This is a genomic window from Cellulomonas sp. P5_C6 (genome assembly GCF_054049635.1).
Genome location: NZ_JBFULZ010000087.1, coordinates 1 through 15,775 on the forward strand (window position 1 = coordinate 1; position 15,775 = coordinate 15,775).

Sequence of the window (15,775 nt, forward strand, 5' to 3'; positions counted from 1 at the left end):
GTCCCCGGGAGCACCGCACCGCCGCCGCCGGCCGAGACCCCGTGGACCCCGCCGGGCGGCGTGCTGACGTCGGCCGACGACGCCGCGGCCTGCGCCTGACGGGGGCCGAGCCCGGGGGCGCTCAGCGCGCCAGGTACGCCGCGAGCGTCTCGAGGATGCCGCGGAAGCCCTCCTCGCGCTTGCTGCCGTCGTCCTTGCCGTCGAGGTAGACGCCCTGCTCGGTGAACGTGACGCGGGTGCCGCCGTCGACCGCCTCGAGCTCGGTCGTCGTCAGCGACGTCGACAGGTGCTCGCCGCCCACCCACATGTCGTAGGTCGACACGATCCGCGCGCGCTCCACGATGTCGGTGTACGTCGCCACGAACCGGCTGGTGGGGCCGCCGTGCCACTGGCCGTCCTGCACCGCCTGGCCGCCGACGCGGAACTCCTCGTGCGCCTCGGTCTCGGTGAAGTTGTCCTCGGCCCCGAACCACTGCGCGTGCTGCTCGGGGACGGCGAACGCGTCCCAGACGCGCTCGATCGGGGCGTCGAACGTGCGGTCGATGACGAAGGTGGCGTGCGCGACGCCGGTGGTCGTCTGCGTGGTCATGGTCGGGATCCTCTCGAGGGTGGTGCGGGGTCGGTGGTGGCGAGGAAGTCGCCGAGCCGGTCCAGCCGGCGCTCGACCGGCAGCCGCTGGCGGCCCATCCACTCCCCCGCGCCGGTCAGGGCGTCGGGGACGAGCTGGACCGTGCGGACCCGGCCGATCTTGTGCGAGGTGACGATGCCCGCGTCCTCGAGCACCGCCAGGTGCTGGTGGACGGCGGGCAGGGACATCGCGAACGGTTCGGCGAGCCGGCTGACGGAGACCGGACCGCGCGCCAGCCGTTCGACCATCGCGCGGCGGCTCCCGTCCGACAGGGCCTTGAAGACCTTGTCCAGCTCGCCATTGTTAAGCATGTACTTAAGTATTGCCGCGTCCGCCGGGATGTCAAGAGGTGAGGGGTGAATCAGTCGGTCGAGCTGACCACGCGGGCGCCCGCGACGGGGCCGGCGGCGGTGAGCACGCGGTCCGCGACGCCGGAGGCGGTGAACGCCGCGGCGAGCACCAGCGCGTGCTGCCGGCTCCGCCCGAGCGCGGCGATGGTCGGCCCCGACCCGGACAGGACGACGCCGAGCGCGCCCGCGTCCTGGGCGACGGCGAGCGGCTCGGCCAGGCCCGCGTCGAGCTCGAGCGCCGCCAGCTGGAGGTCGTTGTGCAGCGCGGCGCCCAGCGCCCGGGGGTCTCCCGCGCGCAGCGCCTGCATCAGCGGGACGTCGTCCTCCGGGTCCGGGACGACCGTGGAGCTGTGCAGCTCGTCGAACGCCTGGTACACGGCGGCCGTCGACAGCCCCCGGTCCTGCACGGCGAACGCCCAGTGGAACTCGCCCCGGCTGAGGGCGGGCGTGAGCAGGTGGCCGCGCCCGGAGCCGACGGCGGTGTGGCCGGCCAGCACGAACGGCACGTCCGAGCCCAGCTCGGCGGCCAGCTCGAGCAGGTCGTCCCGGCTCAGGCCGGTGCGCCAGAGGGCGTCGCAGGCGACGAGCGCGGCGGCGGCGTCGGCGGACCCGCCCGCCATCCCGCCCGCCACCGGCACGCCCTTGTTGAGGTGCAGGTGCACGCCGTCGTCGATCCCCGCGCGKTCCGCGAGCAGCGCCGCCGCGCGCAGGGCGAGGTTGGACTCGTCGGTGGGCACGAGCTCGGCCTGCGGACCGCTCACGGTGAGCACACGCCGGTCCGACGGGGTCGCGACGACCTCCTCGAACACCGACACCGCCTGGAACACGGTCGAGACCGCGTGGTAGCCGTCCTCCTCGCGCGGACCCACCCGCAGCGACAGGTTGACCTTGCCGGGCGCACGCACCCTGACCTCGTGCTCGGGCAGCGGGGCCACCGGGGTCAGCGTCACGGCTCCACTGTGCCAGGTCGCCCCGCGACCGGCCCGAGGTGCTCGGCGATGCGCGCGAAGCCCCCGATGTCCACCCGTTCGCCGCGCGCCTGCGGGTCCACGCCCGCCGCCTGCAGGGCCGCGACGGCCGCGTCGGCCGAGCCGGCGAGCGTCGCCAGCGCCGATCGCAGCATCTTCCGGCGCTGCGCGAACGCCGCGTCGACGACCGCGAACACGGCCTCGCGCGACGCGTCCGTGGCCGGGGGCTCGCGCCGGTCGAACCGGACCAGGGCCGAGTCGACGTTGGGGGCCGGCCAGAACACGGTGCGGCCGACCGTGGCGGTCCGGCGGGCCGACGCGTACCAGGCCGCCTTCGCCGACGGCACGCCGTAGGTGCGGCTGCCGGGCGGTGCCGCGAGGCGGTCGGCCACCTCGGCCTGGACCATGACGAGCACCCGCTCGAGGGAGTCGAAGCGCTCGAGGAAGGTGAGCAGCACCGGGACCGACACGTTGTAGGGCAGGTTGGCGACGAGCGCGACCGGCGGGGGGCCCGGCAGCGCGTGCACGTCGAGGGCGTCCGACAGCACGATGGTCAGCCGGTCGCGGCCGGCGTCGTCGCGCAGCACCACGGGCTCGTCGTCGGCACCCGAGAGCACCGTCAGGCCGGGCACGTGCCGCGCGACGGTGTCCGGCAGCAGCCGGGCGAGGGTCGGGTCGATCTCCACGGCGACCACGTCCGCGCCCGCCTCCAGGAGGCCCAGCGTCAGGGAGCCCAGGCCCGGACCGATCTCGACGACCCGGTCGCCGTCGGCCACGTCGGCCTGGCGCACGATCTTGCGGACCGTGCCGCCGTCGAGCACGAAGTTCTGGCCCAGCTGCTTGGTCGGGCGCACGCCCGCGCGCTCGGCCAGCTCACGGATCTCCGCGGGCCCCAGCAGCGTGGTGGTCGTCGACATGGCCCCGAGCCTAGGCGAGCGCGACAGAGCCCCCGCCCGGTGACCCGGACGGGGGCTCTGTGTGCTTCTCGATCAGCTGAAGAGGTTCTTCCCGCAGACGGGCCACTGGCCGGCGCCCGAGCGGTTGTAGAGCATCTTCGCGCGGGCGGTCTGCTCGTCGGGCGACGCCTGCGACGGGAGACCGGAACCGCCGACGGCGGCCCACGTGCCCAGCGAGAACTGGTACAGCCCGTAGTACTTGCCGCTTCCGGAGACCGACGCGGGGTTGCCGCCGGACTCGCACCGGGCGAGGGCGGCCCAGTTCAGGGAGTCGGCGCTGCCACCGGCGGTGACGGGAGACCCGCTCGAGGAGGGGGCGGCCGGGGCCGGCGCCGCGACGACCGGACGGGCCTTGGTGCCGACGCTCAGCACCTCGTCCACGGGGGCCTGCGTGACGGCGTCGGAGAGCGTGACGCGACCCGACTCGACACCGTCGACCGTGGTGACGCGCTCGACGATGGTGCGGACACCCGCGACGCCCGCGGTGAGCGTGCGCTTCTGGTCCACGTACCGCGAGGCGTCCTGCTGCGTGCTCGACGCGAACGGGACCTCCTGCGTGGAGGTGACGTCCTGGGTCGTGATGCGGTTGACGACGACCTGGACGCGGCCGGTGTCGCTGCGGACCACGGAGACGCGGTCGAGCGGGCCCAGCGTGACGCCGAGCTCGCCGAGCACCTGGGCCACGCGGGCGTCGGCGTCGGTGACCGCGAGGGTCTGGCCGTCGACGAGCACGTCGGCGGGGCCGTGCAGCGCGAGGTCGAGCGCCATCTCGGGGCGGCCACCCGCGGCGGACCGCGAGGCGACGAGCGCGACCGACTGGCCGCGCGCCGACAGGGAGTCGAGGGCCTCGTCCGCGGACAGCGCGGTGGTCCACACGGACTGCTCCTGGCCGTCGACGGTGACCGCGACCTGGTGCGCGTGACGCACCACGATCTCGGCGCCCTCGCCCAGGCTCCCGGCGGCGCTGACGACGTCGCGGTCACCCACGACGACGCCCTGGTCCTTCAGCAGCCCGCCCACGGAGCCGGCGAACGTGCTCAGCTGCGAGACGTCGCCGTCCACGTCGAGCGTGACGGACTTCTGCGCGTGCGCGAACGCCGCGGAGCCGCCCGCGAGGACGAGTGCCACCGCGACGGCGGTGATGGGGAGGATGCGTGCCCGACCGGACCGACGGTCCTTCTCGCGGGGCTCGCCCTGCTCGGTGTCGAGCTCGGACGTGGCGCGTGATCGCGCGGAAGAACCGGGGGTGAGGGTCGAGAACTGCACGAGGCTCCAGCCGTCGAGGTGCCCGGGCACGGGGGGCGGAGCGTGCCGCGTGTGCGACACCCGGCGGTGAATCTCGCGTACGAGGTTCTACGGACACCCGGAGGGGGGCGTCTCCCGTCGGTCCCGGATCCCCGATCCGGCCGTCACGGMGGCCCAAACGGAGCGGGCGCCGACGCCCTGCGGGACCGGTCGTCAGCGGAGGTGGGCTGATGTCCAGATCGCGAGGCGACACCGACCGTAACCGGATCGTGACCAGATTGCCAAGCGCGCCTACCGCGAGATGCGCTATATCCGTGCGTGATTCACGCCCGATTCGGGCATTACCCCACGTCAGGCGGCGTGAGCGCCGTCACAGGACGGATCGGGTGAATCAGTACCAGCCCTTGCTCTCGTGCTGCGCCCAGGCGCCGCACGGGTTGCCGTACCGGCCGCCGATGTAGTTGAGGCCCCAGGTGATCTGCGTGGCGGGGTTGGTCTGCCAGTCGGCCCCGACCGTCGCCATCTTCGAGCCCGGCAGCGCCTGCGGGATGCCGTACGCGCCCGAGGAACGGTTGGCCGCGTTGACGCGCCAGCCGCTCTCCTGGTTCCACAGCGAGAGGAGGCACGCGAACTGGTCGTCGCCCCACCCGCGGGCCGCCGCCATCTCCTTGCCGAGCGCCTGGGCGGTGCCCGGCTCGACCGCGACGACGGTGGGGTCCGGCAGCTCGGCGGTGCCGACCTTGGTGACCTGCGTGACCGGGGCGACGGTGACCACCGACGCGATCGGCGTGCGGCCCGTGACGACGCCGCCGACGACCTCGAGCTGGTACGTGGTGGTGCGGACGCCCGCCTTGCCCTTGGTGGTGATGACCGAGTTGCCCTTGACCATCGAGGCGTCCTCGACCTCCTGGGACTCGAACGGCATCGCCTCGGTCACGGTCTCGCCGTCGGTGCTCGCGCGCGTCACCAGGACCACGAGCCCGTCGACGGCGGTGGCGTCCAGCGGCACGGAGACCTGGTCGCCGTCGTCGAGGACGAGGCCGATGTCGCGCAGTGCGTCGCGGACCGTGGCGCCGCTGCTGACGCCGTCGATCACCTGGCCGTCCACCACGAGATGGATCGTCTTGAGCGTCGAGACCCGCAGCACGTCGCGGCCGAGYGTGTCGGACCGGGACGCGGACAGGCGCACCTCGTCGTCGCGCAGCCCCAGGCTGTCCACGGCCTCGCCGACGGTGAGCGCCGTGGTCCAGACCGCGCGCTGTGCGCCGTCGACCTCGACGTCCATCTCGCGCCCGTGCCGCACCACGATCTGGCCGGCGCGGGAGATCGGCTGGTCGATCGCCGGAGCGACCAGGTCGCGGTCACCGACCGTGATCCCGCCGCTGGCCAGCATGTCCCCGACGGTCCGGCCGAACGCCTCGACCTGCACGGACGTGCCGTCGACGTCGACGGTGACGGTCTTGTGCAGCACGGCGAACGCGCTGGTCGCCGCGGCCACGACCGCGAGCACGGCGGCCTGGGCCACCACCCGGACGACACGACGACCACGGAGTCCGCGACGCGGGGTCGCACCCTCCTGGTCCGGCCTCACGCGGTGGTTCCTCTCGGCTGTGCAGGATCCGGACAGATGTCCGACTCTGGTCTGGCGTGTCCGACCGTAACCGATCTGTGACCGTCCGCGAAAGCGGAGGTCCGCCCTCCGGGACCACCGTCACCCGTGTGTCCGCCGACAGATCGGGACATACCTCGCACACCGCCGGTCACCACGGTCCGTAGACCGCCTCGGACGTCGCCGCGAGCGCCGTGCAGACGTCCTCCAGCGGCCGTCCCGTCACCGCGGCCACCGCTCGGACCGTCCCCGGCAGCAGGTACGGCGCGTTGGGGCGGCCGCGGAACGGGTGCACCGTGAGGTACGGCGCGTCGGTCTCGACCAGCAGCCGGCTCGGCGGCACCTCGCGCAGCGCGGCCCGCAGCTCGTCGTTGGGACCGAACGAGACCGGACCCGCGAACGACAGGTACCAGCCGTGCTCCACGGCGAGCCGGGCCAGGGCCGCGTCGCCCGAGAAGCAGTGGAAGACCGTCCGGTCCGGGGCGCCGTCCGCCAGCAGCACCTCGACCACCTCGTCGTGCGCGTCGCGGTCGTGGATCTGCAGCGCGAGGCCCAGCTCCTTGGCCAGCGCGACGTGCGCGCGGAACGCCTCCCGCTGCGCCGCCCGCCCGGCCGGCCCCGCGCGGAAGTGGTCGAGGCCGGTCTCGCCGATGGCCCGGATCCGCGGATTCTCGCGGGCGGTCCGCTCCACCACGCCGATCGCGTCCGACAGGCTCGTCTCGTACGGCTGCTCCGGCTCGAGCCCGTCGGGTGCCGCCTCGACGATCCCCGCGTGGCGGACCGCCTCGTTCGGGTGGATGGCGACCGCCCCGAGCAGCGCCTCGTTCGCGCGCACCGCGGCGTCCGTCCACGCGATCGCGTCCAGGTCGCAGCCGACCTGCACCATCCGGGTCACCCCGACCGAGGCCGCGCGCTCCAGGTGCGCCGCGAGGTCGGGCGCCGGGCCGTCCAGCGCGGCGCCGTCGTCGTCCCGCACCCAGCCGTCCGCCCGCCACGGCAGCACCGTGTCGAGGTGCGTGTGGTTGTCGACGACGGCGACGGGGAGCGGCTCCGGGGTCGCCGGCCAGCCCCGCTCCTTGGTGCGCGCCACTCAGGCCTGCCGGAGCCGCTCGAGCTCCTCCTCGACGATCGAGTCGTCGAGCTTGGTGAACACGGGCGTCGGCTTGGCGATCGGCGTGCCGGGCACGAGCGGGTTCGACCGCCACGGCGCGACCGTGCGGCCCAGCTCGTAGTCGCCCGTGATGATCGGGTAGTGACGCGAGTCGTCGTCCAGGTCGGTGACCTCGTCGATCCGCGGCAGCGGCGAGAACGTCCCCGTGCCACCGAGCGCCTCGTGCACCTTCTGCGCCGAGTGCGGCAGGAACGGCGCGAGCAGCGTGTTCGCGTCGCTCACGGCCTGCGCCGCCGTGTGCAGCACCGTGCCCAGGCGGTCGCGGTCGCCCGTGAGCTTCCACGGCTCGGTCTCCGAGATGTAGCGGTTGGCCTCCTGGACCACCCGCATCGCCTCGCCGATGGCCGCCTTGTTGCGGTGGCCGCCCAGCAGGTCGCCGACCTTGCCGAACCCCGCCGCCGTCGTCGCGAGGAGCCCCTGGTCGACCGGCTGCAGCTCGCCCGGCGTCGGGACCTCGCCGAAGTTCTTGTGGATCAGGCTCGCCGTGCGGTTGACCAGGTTGCCCCAGCCGGCCACCAGCTCGGTGTTGGTGCGCGTCTTGAAGTCGGCCCACGTGAAGTCCGAGTCCTGGTTCTCGGGCCCGGCGACCGACAGGAAGTAGCGCAGCGCGTCCGGCTGGTAGCGGGACAGCAGGTCGCGCACGTAGATGACGACGCCCCGCGACGAGCTGAACTGCTTGCCCTCCATGGTGAGGAACTCGCTGGACACCACCTCGGTGGGCAGGTTGAGGGTCCCGAACTCGCCCGGCGTGCCGCCCTTGGTCCCGCGACCGTCGTACGCGAGCAGCTCGGCCGGCCAGATCTGCGAGTGGAACGTGATGTTGTCCTTGCCCATGAAGTAGTAGCTCAGGGCCTCGGGGTCGTTCCAGAACGGGCGCCACGCGTCCGGGTCGCCGCTGCGGCGCGCCCACTCGATCGACGCCGACAGGTACCCGATCACCGCGTCGAACCAGACGTACAGACGCTTGTTCGGGTTCTCCTCCCAGCCCGCCAGCGGGACCGGGATGCCCCAGTCGATGTCCCGCGTCATGGCGCGCGGGCGCAGGTCGTCGATGAGGTTGAGCGAGAAGTTCAGGACGTTCGGGCGCCAGCCCTCACGGGTACGCAGCCAGGCCTCGAGCGCGCTCGCGAACGCGGGCAGGTCGAGGAAGAAGTGGTTCGACTCCACGAACTTGGGCGTCTCGCCGTTGATCCGGCTGTGCGGGTTGATCAGGTCGATGGCGTCCAGCTGGTTGCCGCAGTTGTCGCACTGGTCGCCGCGCGCGCCGTCGTACCCGCAGATGGGGCAGGTGCCCTCCACGTACCGGTCCGGCAGCGTCCGGCCCGTGCTCGGCGAGATGGCCCCCATGGTCGACTGCTCGATCATGTAGCCGTTCTTGTGCACCGTGCGGAACATCTCCTGCACGACCGCGTAGTGGTTCCGCGTCGTCGTCCGCGTGAACAGGTCGTAGCTCAGGCCCAGGTTGGTCAGGTCCTCGACGATCACCCGGTTGTACCGGTCCGCCAGCTCCTGCGGGCTCACGCCCTCCTGCTCCGCCAGCACCAGGATCGGGGTCCCGTGCTCGTCGGTGCCCGACACCATCAGCACCTCGTTGCCCGCCATCCGCATGTAGCGGCTGAAGATGTCCGACGGGACACCGAAGCCGGCGACGTGACCGATGTGGCGGGGGCCGTTCGCGTAGGGCCACGCGACGGCCGAGAGGATGCGAGACATGCCGCCGATCCTAGGTGAGCGCGCCGGGTCGGCTCAGCCGACGACCACCCGCAGGATGCGGTCGTCGCCGGGGCGGGGGTCGCCGCGACCGTCCGTGTTGTTGGTCATCACCCACAGCGAGCCGTCGGGGGCCACGGCGACCGCGCGCAGCCGGCCGTACTCGCCCACCAGCAGCGCCTGCGGGGTGCCGACGCCGTCCGGGGTCAGCGGCACGCGCCACAGCCGCTCGCCTCGCAGCCCCGCGAGGTAGACGGCCTCGTCGGTCACCGCGAGCCCGCTGGGCGACGCGTCGTCCGTGGCCCACTGCGCGACCGGGTCGATGAAGTCCCCGCCGCCCCCGTCGCTGCCCTCGACCTGCGGCCAGCCGTAGTTGCCGCCCGGCACGATCACGTTGAGCTCGTCCCACGTGTCCTGGCCGAACTCCGACGCGAACATCCGCCCGTCCGACGCCCAGCCGAGGCCTTGGACGTTGCGGTGCCCCAGGCTCCAGACCGGCGAGCCCGGCGTCGGGTTGTCCGGCGCGGGGTCCCCGTCCGCCGTCACCCGCAGGATCTTGCCGTTCAGGCTGTCCGGGTCCTGCGCCGACGGCCGGTCGCCCGCGTCGCCCGTCGTGACGTAGAGGTAGCCGTCCGGGCCGACCGCCAGCCGCCCGCCGTCGTGGTTGCCCGCCTTGTGGATGCCCGTGACGATCGGGCGGAGCTCGCCCAGCGTCGAGCCGTCGAGCGTGCCGCGCAGGACCCGGTTGTCGTCGGCGGTCGTCGCGTAGAGCGCGAGGTCGACGGGGCTCGCCGTTCCTCCCTCGGTTGCCGTGCTCTCCGTGCTCCCCGACGGGCCCAGCACGGCCACCCCGAGCAGGCCGCCCTCGCCGGCCGGGGCGACCAGGTCGGTGAGCTGGTCGGCGCCCGGCCCCGTCACGGCGGTCGACGCACCGTCCGGGCCGACCACGATCAGCCCCGCGGCCTCCCGCAGCGTCACGACGGCGTCCCCGTCCGGCAGGAACGCCAGCCCCCACGGCACGTCGAGGTCGCCGAGGATCTCCTCGACGTCCGCGACGCGGACGGTGGCCGGACCGCTGGGACCGGTGCTCGTGGTGCTGGTCGCGCTCGTCCCGCTGGTCGCGCTCGTCCCGCTGGTCGCGCTCGTCGCACCCGGAGCCGGCGCGGGACTGCTCGGCCCGCAGGCCGCGAGCAGCGCGACCAGGGCGGCGACGACGACCGCGGACCCCCGGGACTCTCGGCGCAGAGCCATGCTCCAGCCCAGCACGCCCCGCCCGCCCGCGCACCCCGGGGCCCGTGCGGGCCTCGTCCGTCGGGGCCAGCCGCGCCCGGTCGAGCCACGCACCTCGACGACCATGTGGTTGTCGTCTCTATCGGGCCGGATGAGCGCGATAACCACATGGTCGCGCGCGGCGGGTCAGCGGGACTTGGCCGCCAGGGCTGCCGCGTACAGGTCGCGCTTCGGGATGCCGGCCGCGGCGGCGACGTCGGCGACCGCGTCCTTCAGTCGTTCGCCGCCGTCGGCGCGCGAGAGGACCTCGGCCACCAGGTCGGCGGTCGACAGCTCGACGGCCTTCACGGCCCCGCCGACCACGACGACGATCTCCCCGCGCACCTGGTCCCCGGACGCCCACGCGACGAGCTCGCTCAGCGGGCCGCGGACGACCTCCTCGTACGTCTTGGTCAGCTCGCGGCAGACCGCGGCCGGCCGGTCGGCGCCGAAGCCGTCGGCCATCGCCTGCAGGGTGTCGGCCAGCCGGTGGGGCGCCTCGAAGAAGATCATCGTGCGGCGCTCGTCGGCCAGGAGCTCGAAGGCCCGTGCCCGCTCCCCCGGCTTGCGCGGCGGGAAGCCCTCGAAGCAGAACCGGTCGGTCGGCAGGCCGGAGAGCGCGAGCGCGGTGAGCACCGCGCTCGGGCCGGGGGCGGCGGTGACGGGCAGCCCGGCGGCGACGGCCGCGCCCACCACCCGGAAGCCGGGATCGGAGACGGCGGGCATCCCGGCGTCGGTCACGACGACGACGGTGCCGCCGCCCGCGACGACCGCGAGCACCTCCGTCGACCGCTCGACCTCGTTGTGCTCGTGGAAGCTGACCACCCGGCCGCCGATGTCCACGCCGAGCCGCGCAGCGAGAGCGCGCAGCCGCCGCGTGTCCTCCGCCGCGACCACGTCGGCCTCCGCCAGCAGCCGCCGCAGGTGCGCCGACGCGTCCTCGGTGTTGCCTATCGGCGTCGCGGCCAGCACGAGGCGGCCGGGGTTCTGCGCGGAGGGGCTCACGGGGGTCAGCCTGCCACCTGTTCGGACCTCTCCCGCAGCACAGCCCCCGCCCCTACGATGACCCGGTGCCGCCCACCGGAGACGACGACGCCGCGACCCTGACCGCACGTCAGGGCGACTCCGCCGGCCACGGCGAGCCCACCGCCACCGCGCTCGACGAGCCGGCGACGCCCGCTCCAGAGGTCGACGCCCCCGCCGAGGTCGTGCCCGACGGCGAGCCCCGGGACGTCGAGGGGCCCGTCGAGTCGCACCGCGGCCGGTTCCTGCGGCGGCTGCTCGGCGACGACACCCTCGCGCTCGACCGCGACCCGCGCGCCCGCCTGACGGGCTGGGCGTGGGCGCTCGGGGTGACGCTGCTGGGCGGGCTGGTGCGGTTCTGGGACCTGGGCCGGCCGCACCGGCTGGTGTTCGACGAGACGTACTACGTCAAGGACGCCTACTCGCTGCTGGTCAACGGCTTCGAGGCGCAGTGGGGCGACAACCCGAACCCGGCGTTCGAGGCCGGCGACACCAGCGGGCTCACGAACGTCGGCGAGTACGTCGTGCACCCGCAGGTGGGCAAGTGGCTGATCGCGCTGGGGATCCATCTGGGCGGCGGCGTCGGTAGCTCGACCGCGTGGCGGCTGTCGGCGGCGGTGTTCGGCACGCTCGCGGTGCTGATGGTCGCGCGCATCGGCCGACGCCTGTTCGCGTCGACGGCCCTGGGCACGGTGGCGGGGCTGCTCATGGCGGTCGACGGCGAGGCGATCGTCATGTCCCGCGTCAGTCTGCTCGACCCGTTCCTCATGTTCTTCCTGCTCGCCGCCTTCGGCGCCCTGCTGCTGGACCGCGACCAGGCCCGACGGCGGCTGGCGGAACGGGCGGCGGCACGGCTCGACGGCGGGGGCGCGCTCGACGACGGRCCGCGGCTCGGCGTGCGGTGGTGGCGGCTGGCGGCCGCGGTCCTGCTGGGGCTGGCGCTCGGCACCAAGTGGTCGGCGATGTACTTCCTCGCGGTGTTCGGGCTGCTCAGCGTGGGCTGGGACCTCACGGCGCGGCGCGCCATCGGGGTGACGCACTGGTGGCGGGCCGGGATCCTCAAGGACGGGATCGTCGCCGGGATCTCCATGGTCGGCATCGCGCTCGTCGTCTACGTCGGCTCGTGGTGGACATGGTTCACGCACGCGAACTCGTACGGCCGGCAGTGGGCTGCGCAGAACCCGGACCAGGGCGTCCAGTGGCTGCCGCCGGCGCTGCGCTCGTTCTGGAAGTACCACCAGGACATGTGGGCGTTCCACAACGGGCTGGAGACGCCCCACGCCTACGCGGCCCACCCGATCGGCTGGATCGTGCAGTGGCGCCCGACGTCCTTCTTCTACCCGACCGAGATCTCCGGGCTCACCGGCCAGGCCGCCCAGGACGCCTGCGGGTCCTCCAGCTGCTCGCAGGCGATCACCGCGCTGGGCAACCCCGTCCTGTGGTGGTGCGCGGCCGCGGCGATCGTGGTCGCCGCCGTCTGGCTCTTCCGGTACCGCGACTGGCGGGCGGCGGCCGTCCTGTCCGGCATCGTGGCGGGCTGGCTGCCGTGGTTCGCGTACGCGCACCGCACGATCTTCACGTTCTACTCGATCGCGTTCACGCCCTGGGTCGTGCTCACGCTGGTCTACGTCATGGGCCTGGTGGTCGGACCGAAGGACCTCGATCCCCGCGGCAGGAAGTGGGCGATCGTCGGCTGCGGGATGCTGGTCGGCCTGATCGTGCTGATCAGCGCGTTCTTCTACCCGATCTGGTCCGCGTGGGTGGTGCCGTACRACGTCTGGCACTCCCACATGTGGCTGCGCAGCTGGATCTAGCGGGGCCACTCCACCTGCGGGCTGGCGTACCAGGACAGTCCGAGGCGGTCCCAGAACGGCGCCTGGCGGGCGACCCGGGTGCGGAAGTCGGTCCAGTCGCGCCGCTCGGGGGCCGACCACGCGACCTCGGCGACGGCGGCGAGGCGGGGCAGCAGCATCTGCGTCAGCGCCGGCAGGTCGCGCAGCGTCTCGGTCCAGATGGCCGCCTCCACGCCGACGACGGACTCGGCCGGCACGCCGTCGATGAGGGTCGACGGCTCCCAGTCGTAGGCGTCCTGCAGCTCGATGTGCCCGGCCCACTCGAGGCCCAGCTCGGTGGTCGCGTCGTACTTCATGTCGAGGTACGCCTTCGACCCGGGCGACATGAGCAGCAGCGCACCGGCCTGCGCGGCGGCGACGAACGGCGCCGGGTCGACGCGCGTGTCCCAGTACTGCACGACCGTGCCGGGCTCCAGCGGCGTGTGCGCGATCTCCTGCCAGCCGACGACCTTCTTGCCCGCGGCCCGGACGGCTGCCGACGCCGCGGCGACCAGCGTCGCGTACTCGTCGGCCTCCATGGTCAGCACCTCGTCGCCGCCGATGTGCACGTAGTCCCCGGGGGTCATCGCGGCGACGTCGGCGAACACGTCCGTGAGGAACGGGCCGGTGGCGGGCAGGTCCGCGTGGAGCCGGCTGAAGCCGACCTCGATCCCGGTGTACTCGTTCGTCGGCACGCCCGTCGGGGTCAGCTCGCCGTACGCGTGGGTGGCCGCGTTGACGTGGCCGGGGACGTCGATCTCGGGCACGACGCGGATCCCGCGCACGGCGCCGTACGCGACGATGTCGGCGAAGTCCTCGGCGGTGTAGAACCCGCCCGGGTCGCCGTCCACGGACGTGCTGCTGCACAGGCGCGTGAGCAGCGGCCGCGACTTCACGTGCAGCCGCCAGCCCTGGTCGTCGGTCAGGTGCAGGTGCAGGACGTTGAGCTTGTAGTGCGACATCAGCCCGATGACGACCTTGAGGTCCCGCACGGCGACGAAGTGGCGGGCCACGTCGATCGACAGCCCCCGCCACCCGTAGCGCGGCGCGTCCTCGATCCGCACCGCGGGGACGCGCAGGACACCGCCGGGCGCGGAGACGATCAGCTGACGCAGCGTGACGATGGCCCGGACCAGGCCGGTGGGCGTGCGCGCCTCGAGGTCGACCCGACCGTTGCGCGCGACCAGCCGGTAGGCCTCGTCGCCGGCCGGTAGCGAGTCGACGAGCCGCAGCCGCACGATGTCGGACGCCCCGGCCTCGGCGTAGCGCACCTCGACGGGACGTCCGCTGACCCGACCCAGCAGGTCCGCCGCCAGCACCGCGATGCCGATGAGGTCGGGCCGCCCGTCGACCACCACGGTCGTCGCCTCCGTGAAGACGAAGGGGGCATCAGCGGTCCGCTCCAGCACGGCAGGCTGCGGGATGACGGCGATCACGTCGGGCACGGGGCTCCTCGGCGGGGCGGGCAGGGGGGACGGCCTGGACGAGCCTGTCCAGAGAGAAACTACTCGACCCGCGACGCCAGTCGGCGCGGGCCCACCGTGCATGTCGCCGGGAGGTCGGGGACCCCTGCTCGGCGGGCGCGACCGAGCGCACGGCGACTGGGTGCCACCGCGCTCAGCGCGCGGATCCGACGGATCCCCCCTAGATTCACTCGTCGTACCCGAACGAGCCCCTCGAAGTCAAGGAGTTCCTCATGACCCCCGAAGGCATCATCTCCGCCATCATCATCGGCGCCGTGATCGGCATCCTCGGTCGTCTGCTGGTCCGCGGGAAGCAGCGCATCTCGGTCCTGCTGACGATCGTGATCGGGATCGTCGCGGCACTCGTCGGCACCTACCTCGCGAGCCTGGTCGGCGTGCAGGACACCGCCGGCGTCGACTGGATCGAGCTGCTCTTCCAGGTCGTGCTCGCCGCGATCGGTGTCGCGGCCGTCTCCGGCAGCCGGAGCCGTCGCCGCAGCATCCTCTGAGTCACCCCACGGAGGCGGCTCCCTCAGGGGGGCCGCCTTCGGCGCGTCCGGGGTCGTCGCCACGACCTCCGCGGCCCGCTGAGAACGACGAAGGCGGCCTCCCGGATGGGGGGCCGCCTTCGTGTGCGGGTGGAGCTGAGGGGATTCGAACCCCTGACCTTCTCATTGCGAACGAGACGCGCTACCAACTGCGCCACAGCCCCGCGAGCGGGCTAAAGACTAACACCAGCCCCGGGTCGATCGCGAAATCGAGGAGGCACGGACCGGCTCACTCGCCGGCGGCGCGGCGCTTCGCCAGGACGGCGTTGAGGTCGATGCTGCCGGTGGTCTCCACGGGCGCCTCGAGCGGTGCGCGGTCGGCGTCGGCGGGGGCCTCGACCTCGGCCACGCGCGCGGCCGTCGAGCCCTCGAGGTTCTCCAGCGGGGCCGGCTCACGACGCGGCGCGGACGCCTTCATCGTGTAGGTCGGGCGCGGGACGGGAACCGGGGACCAGGCCTCGTCGGTCTCCGCGGCCGGCTCTGCCTGCTCGGTCCGCTCGGTCACCGAGCGGCGGACCACCGGGACCTGCCCGGTCGACGCGTGCCGCGCCGGGCCGTCGGACTCGCCCTTGTCCTCGACGATGCGCTCGAACACCTCGGTGCTGGCGTCGGACGGGTGGACGGCGCGGCCGGTGACGAAGGCCATGGGGGCCTCGGCGGCGGCGGGCACGGTCTGCGCGACGGGAGCGGGAGCCGGAGCGGCGGGTGCGGTCGCACCCGCGGCGGTGGCGACGGCTCGCTGTGCCCCGGTGCGCGGCGCGGAGGCCGTGCGACGCTCGTCGGCGATCTTCTGCTCCCAGGCCTCGTCGGCCTCCCGGCCCGCCAGCACGGCGCGGCGGCCGAGCACGAGCACGGATCCGAGCAGGACGGTGGGGACGGCGCCGGCGACCCAGGTGACCATCGGGCTGAGCCCGACGGCAGCCCAGCCGGCGACGGTGAGCGCGACCAGCAGCCCCGCCAGGACGGCGCGACGGCGCGCGGCAGCGGCCCGACGGGCGACCGA

13 protein-coding genes, 1 tRNA gene and 1 pseudogene are annotated in these 15,775 nt (G+C 73.7%); 2 read left to right on the forward strand and 13 right to left on the reverse strand.

Going from position 1 to position 15,775, the window contains the following annotated elements; translation table 11 throughout:
• Positions 1-121: 121 nt before the first annotated feature.
• The 10 genes from ACXJKG_RS11650 to rsmI form a co-directional block, all read right to left on the reverse strand.
• Positions 122-589: an SRPBCC family protein gene (locus ACXJKG_RS11650; RefSeq protein WP_456845926.1), complete on the reverse strand. Its 468-nt coding sequence runs from the start codon at positions 587-589 to the stop codon at positions 122-124.
• Positions 586-939 carry an ArsR/SmtB family transcription factor gene (locus tag ACXJKG_RS11655; protein WP_456845927.1) on the reverse strand — a complete coding sequence of 118 codons (354 nt, stop codon included), beginning with the start codon at positions 937-939 and terminating at the stop codon, positions 586-588. Before ACXJKG_RS11655 ends, ACXJKG_RS11650 begins: the two co-directional genes overlap by 4 nt.
• Positions 940-989: 50 nt before the next feature.
• Positions 990-1,928, reverse strand: coding sequence for a 4-(cytidine 5'-diphospho)-2-C-methyl-D-erythritol kinase (locus ACXJKG_RS11660; protein WP_456845928.1), 939 nt, complete (start codon positions 1,926-1,928; stop codon positions 990-992).
• Positions 1,925-2,863 (reverse strand): 16S rRNA (adenine(1518)-N(6)/adenine(1519)-N(6))-dimethyltransferase RsmA, encoded by a 939-nt coding sequence (gene rsmA, locus ACXJKG_RS11665; RefSeq protein ID WP_456845929.1) that lies wholly within the window; start codon positions 2,861-2,863, stop codon positions 1,925-1,927. The genes ACXJKG_RS11660 and rsmA overlap by 4 nt, the downstream gene beginning before the upstream one ends.
• A gap of 72 nt (positions 2,864-2,935) precedes the next feature.
• Complete coding sequence (locus tag ACXJKG_RS11670) at positions 2,936-4,198, reverse strand: ubiquitin-like domain-containing protein (RefSeq protein WP_456845930.1); 1,263 nt, start codon at positions 4,196-4,198, stop codon at positions 2,936-2,938.
• A 340-nt stretch (positions 4,199-4,538) separates the two neighbouring features.
• Entirely contained in the window at positions 4,539-5,672 is a 1,134-nt protein-coding gene (locus ACXJKG_RS11675) for an aggregation-promoting factor C-terminal-like domain-containing protein (protein ID WP_456845931.1), read from the reverse strand.
• Positions 5,673-5,907: 235 nt separating this feature from the next.
• Entirely contained in the window at positions 5,908-6,846 is a 939-nt protein-coding gene (locus ACXJKG_RS11680) for a TatD family hydrolase (RefSeq protein WP_456845932.1), read from the reverse strand.
• Positions 6,847-8,640, reverse strand: coding sequence for a methionine--tRNA ligase (gene metG / locus ACXJKG_RS11685; protein ID WP_456845933.1), 1,794 nt, complete (start codon positions 8,638-8,640; stop codon positions 6,847-6,849). It lies immediately after the preceding gene.
• Between the two features lie 33 nt (positions 8,641-8,673).
• Positions 8,674-9,888 carry a PQQ-dependent sugar dehydrogenase gene (locus tag ACXJKG_RS11690; RefSeq protein ID WP_456845934.1) on the reverse strand — a complete coding sequence of 405 codons (1,215 nt, stop codon included), beginning with the start codon at positions 9,886-9,888 and terminating at the stop codon, positions 8,674-8,676.
• Positions 9,889-10,053: 165 nt separating this feature from the next.
• A complete protein-coding gene (rsmI, locus tag ACXJKG_RS11695) occupies positions 10,054-10,911 on the reverse strand; it encodes a 16S rRNA (cytidine(1402)-2'-O)-methyltransferase (RefSeq protein WP_456845935.1) in 858 nt (285 codons plus the stop codon).
• 65 nt (positions 10,912-10,976) lie between these two features.
• Here rsmI and ACXJKG_RS11700 point away from each other — a divergent pair, with 65 nt between their 5' ends.
• Positions 10,977-12,743, forward strand: coding sequence for a dolichyl-phosphate-mannose--protein mannosyltransferase (locus ACXJKG_RS11700; protein ID WP_456845936.1), 1,767 nt, complete (start codon positions 10,977-10,979; stop codon positions 12,741-12,743).
• Here the strand turns inward: ACXJKG_RS11700 and ACXJKG_RS11705 are convergent.
• Entirely contained in the window at positions 12,740-14,206 is a 1,467-nt protein-coding gene (locus ACXJKG_RS11705; RefSeq protein ID WP_456845937.1) for a family 20 glycosylhydrolase, read from the reverse strand. The two genes, ACXJKG_RS11700 and ACXJKG_RS11705, sit on opposite strands and share 4 nt — an antisense overlap.
• 251 nt (positions 14,207-14,457) lie before the next feature.
• Between ACXJKG_RS11705 and ACXJKG_RS11710 the strand changes: the two genes are divergently transcribed.
• Positions 14,458-14,733: a GlsB/YeaQ/YmgE family stress response membrane protein gene (locus tag ACXJKG_RS11710; RefSeq protein WP_456845938.1), complete on the forward strand. Its 276-nt coding sequence runs from the start codon at positions 14,458-14,460 to the stop codon at positions 14,731-14,733.
• Between the two features lie 130 nt (positions 14,734-14,863).
• Here the strand turns inward: ACXJKG_RS11710 and ACXJKG_RS11715 are convergent.
• A tRNA-Ala gene (locus tag ACXJKG_RS11715) sits at positions 14,864-14,936 on the reverse strand.
• Between the two features lie 65 nt (positions 14,937-15,001).
• A pseudogene (locus tag ACXJKG_RS11720) lies at positions 15,002-15,775 on the reverse strand (hypothetical protein); the annotation flags it as partial.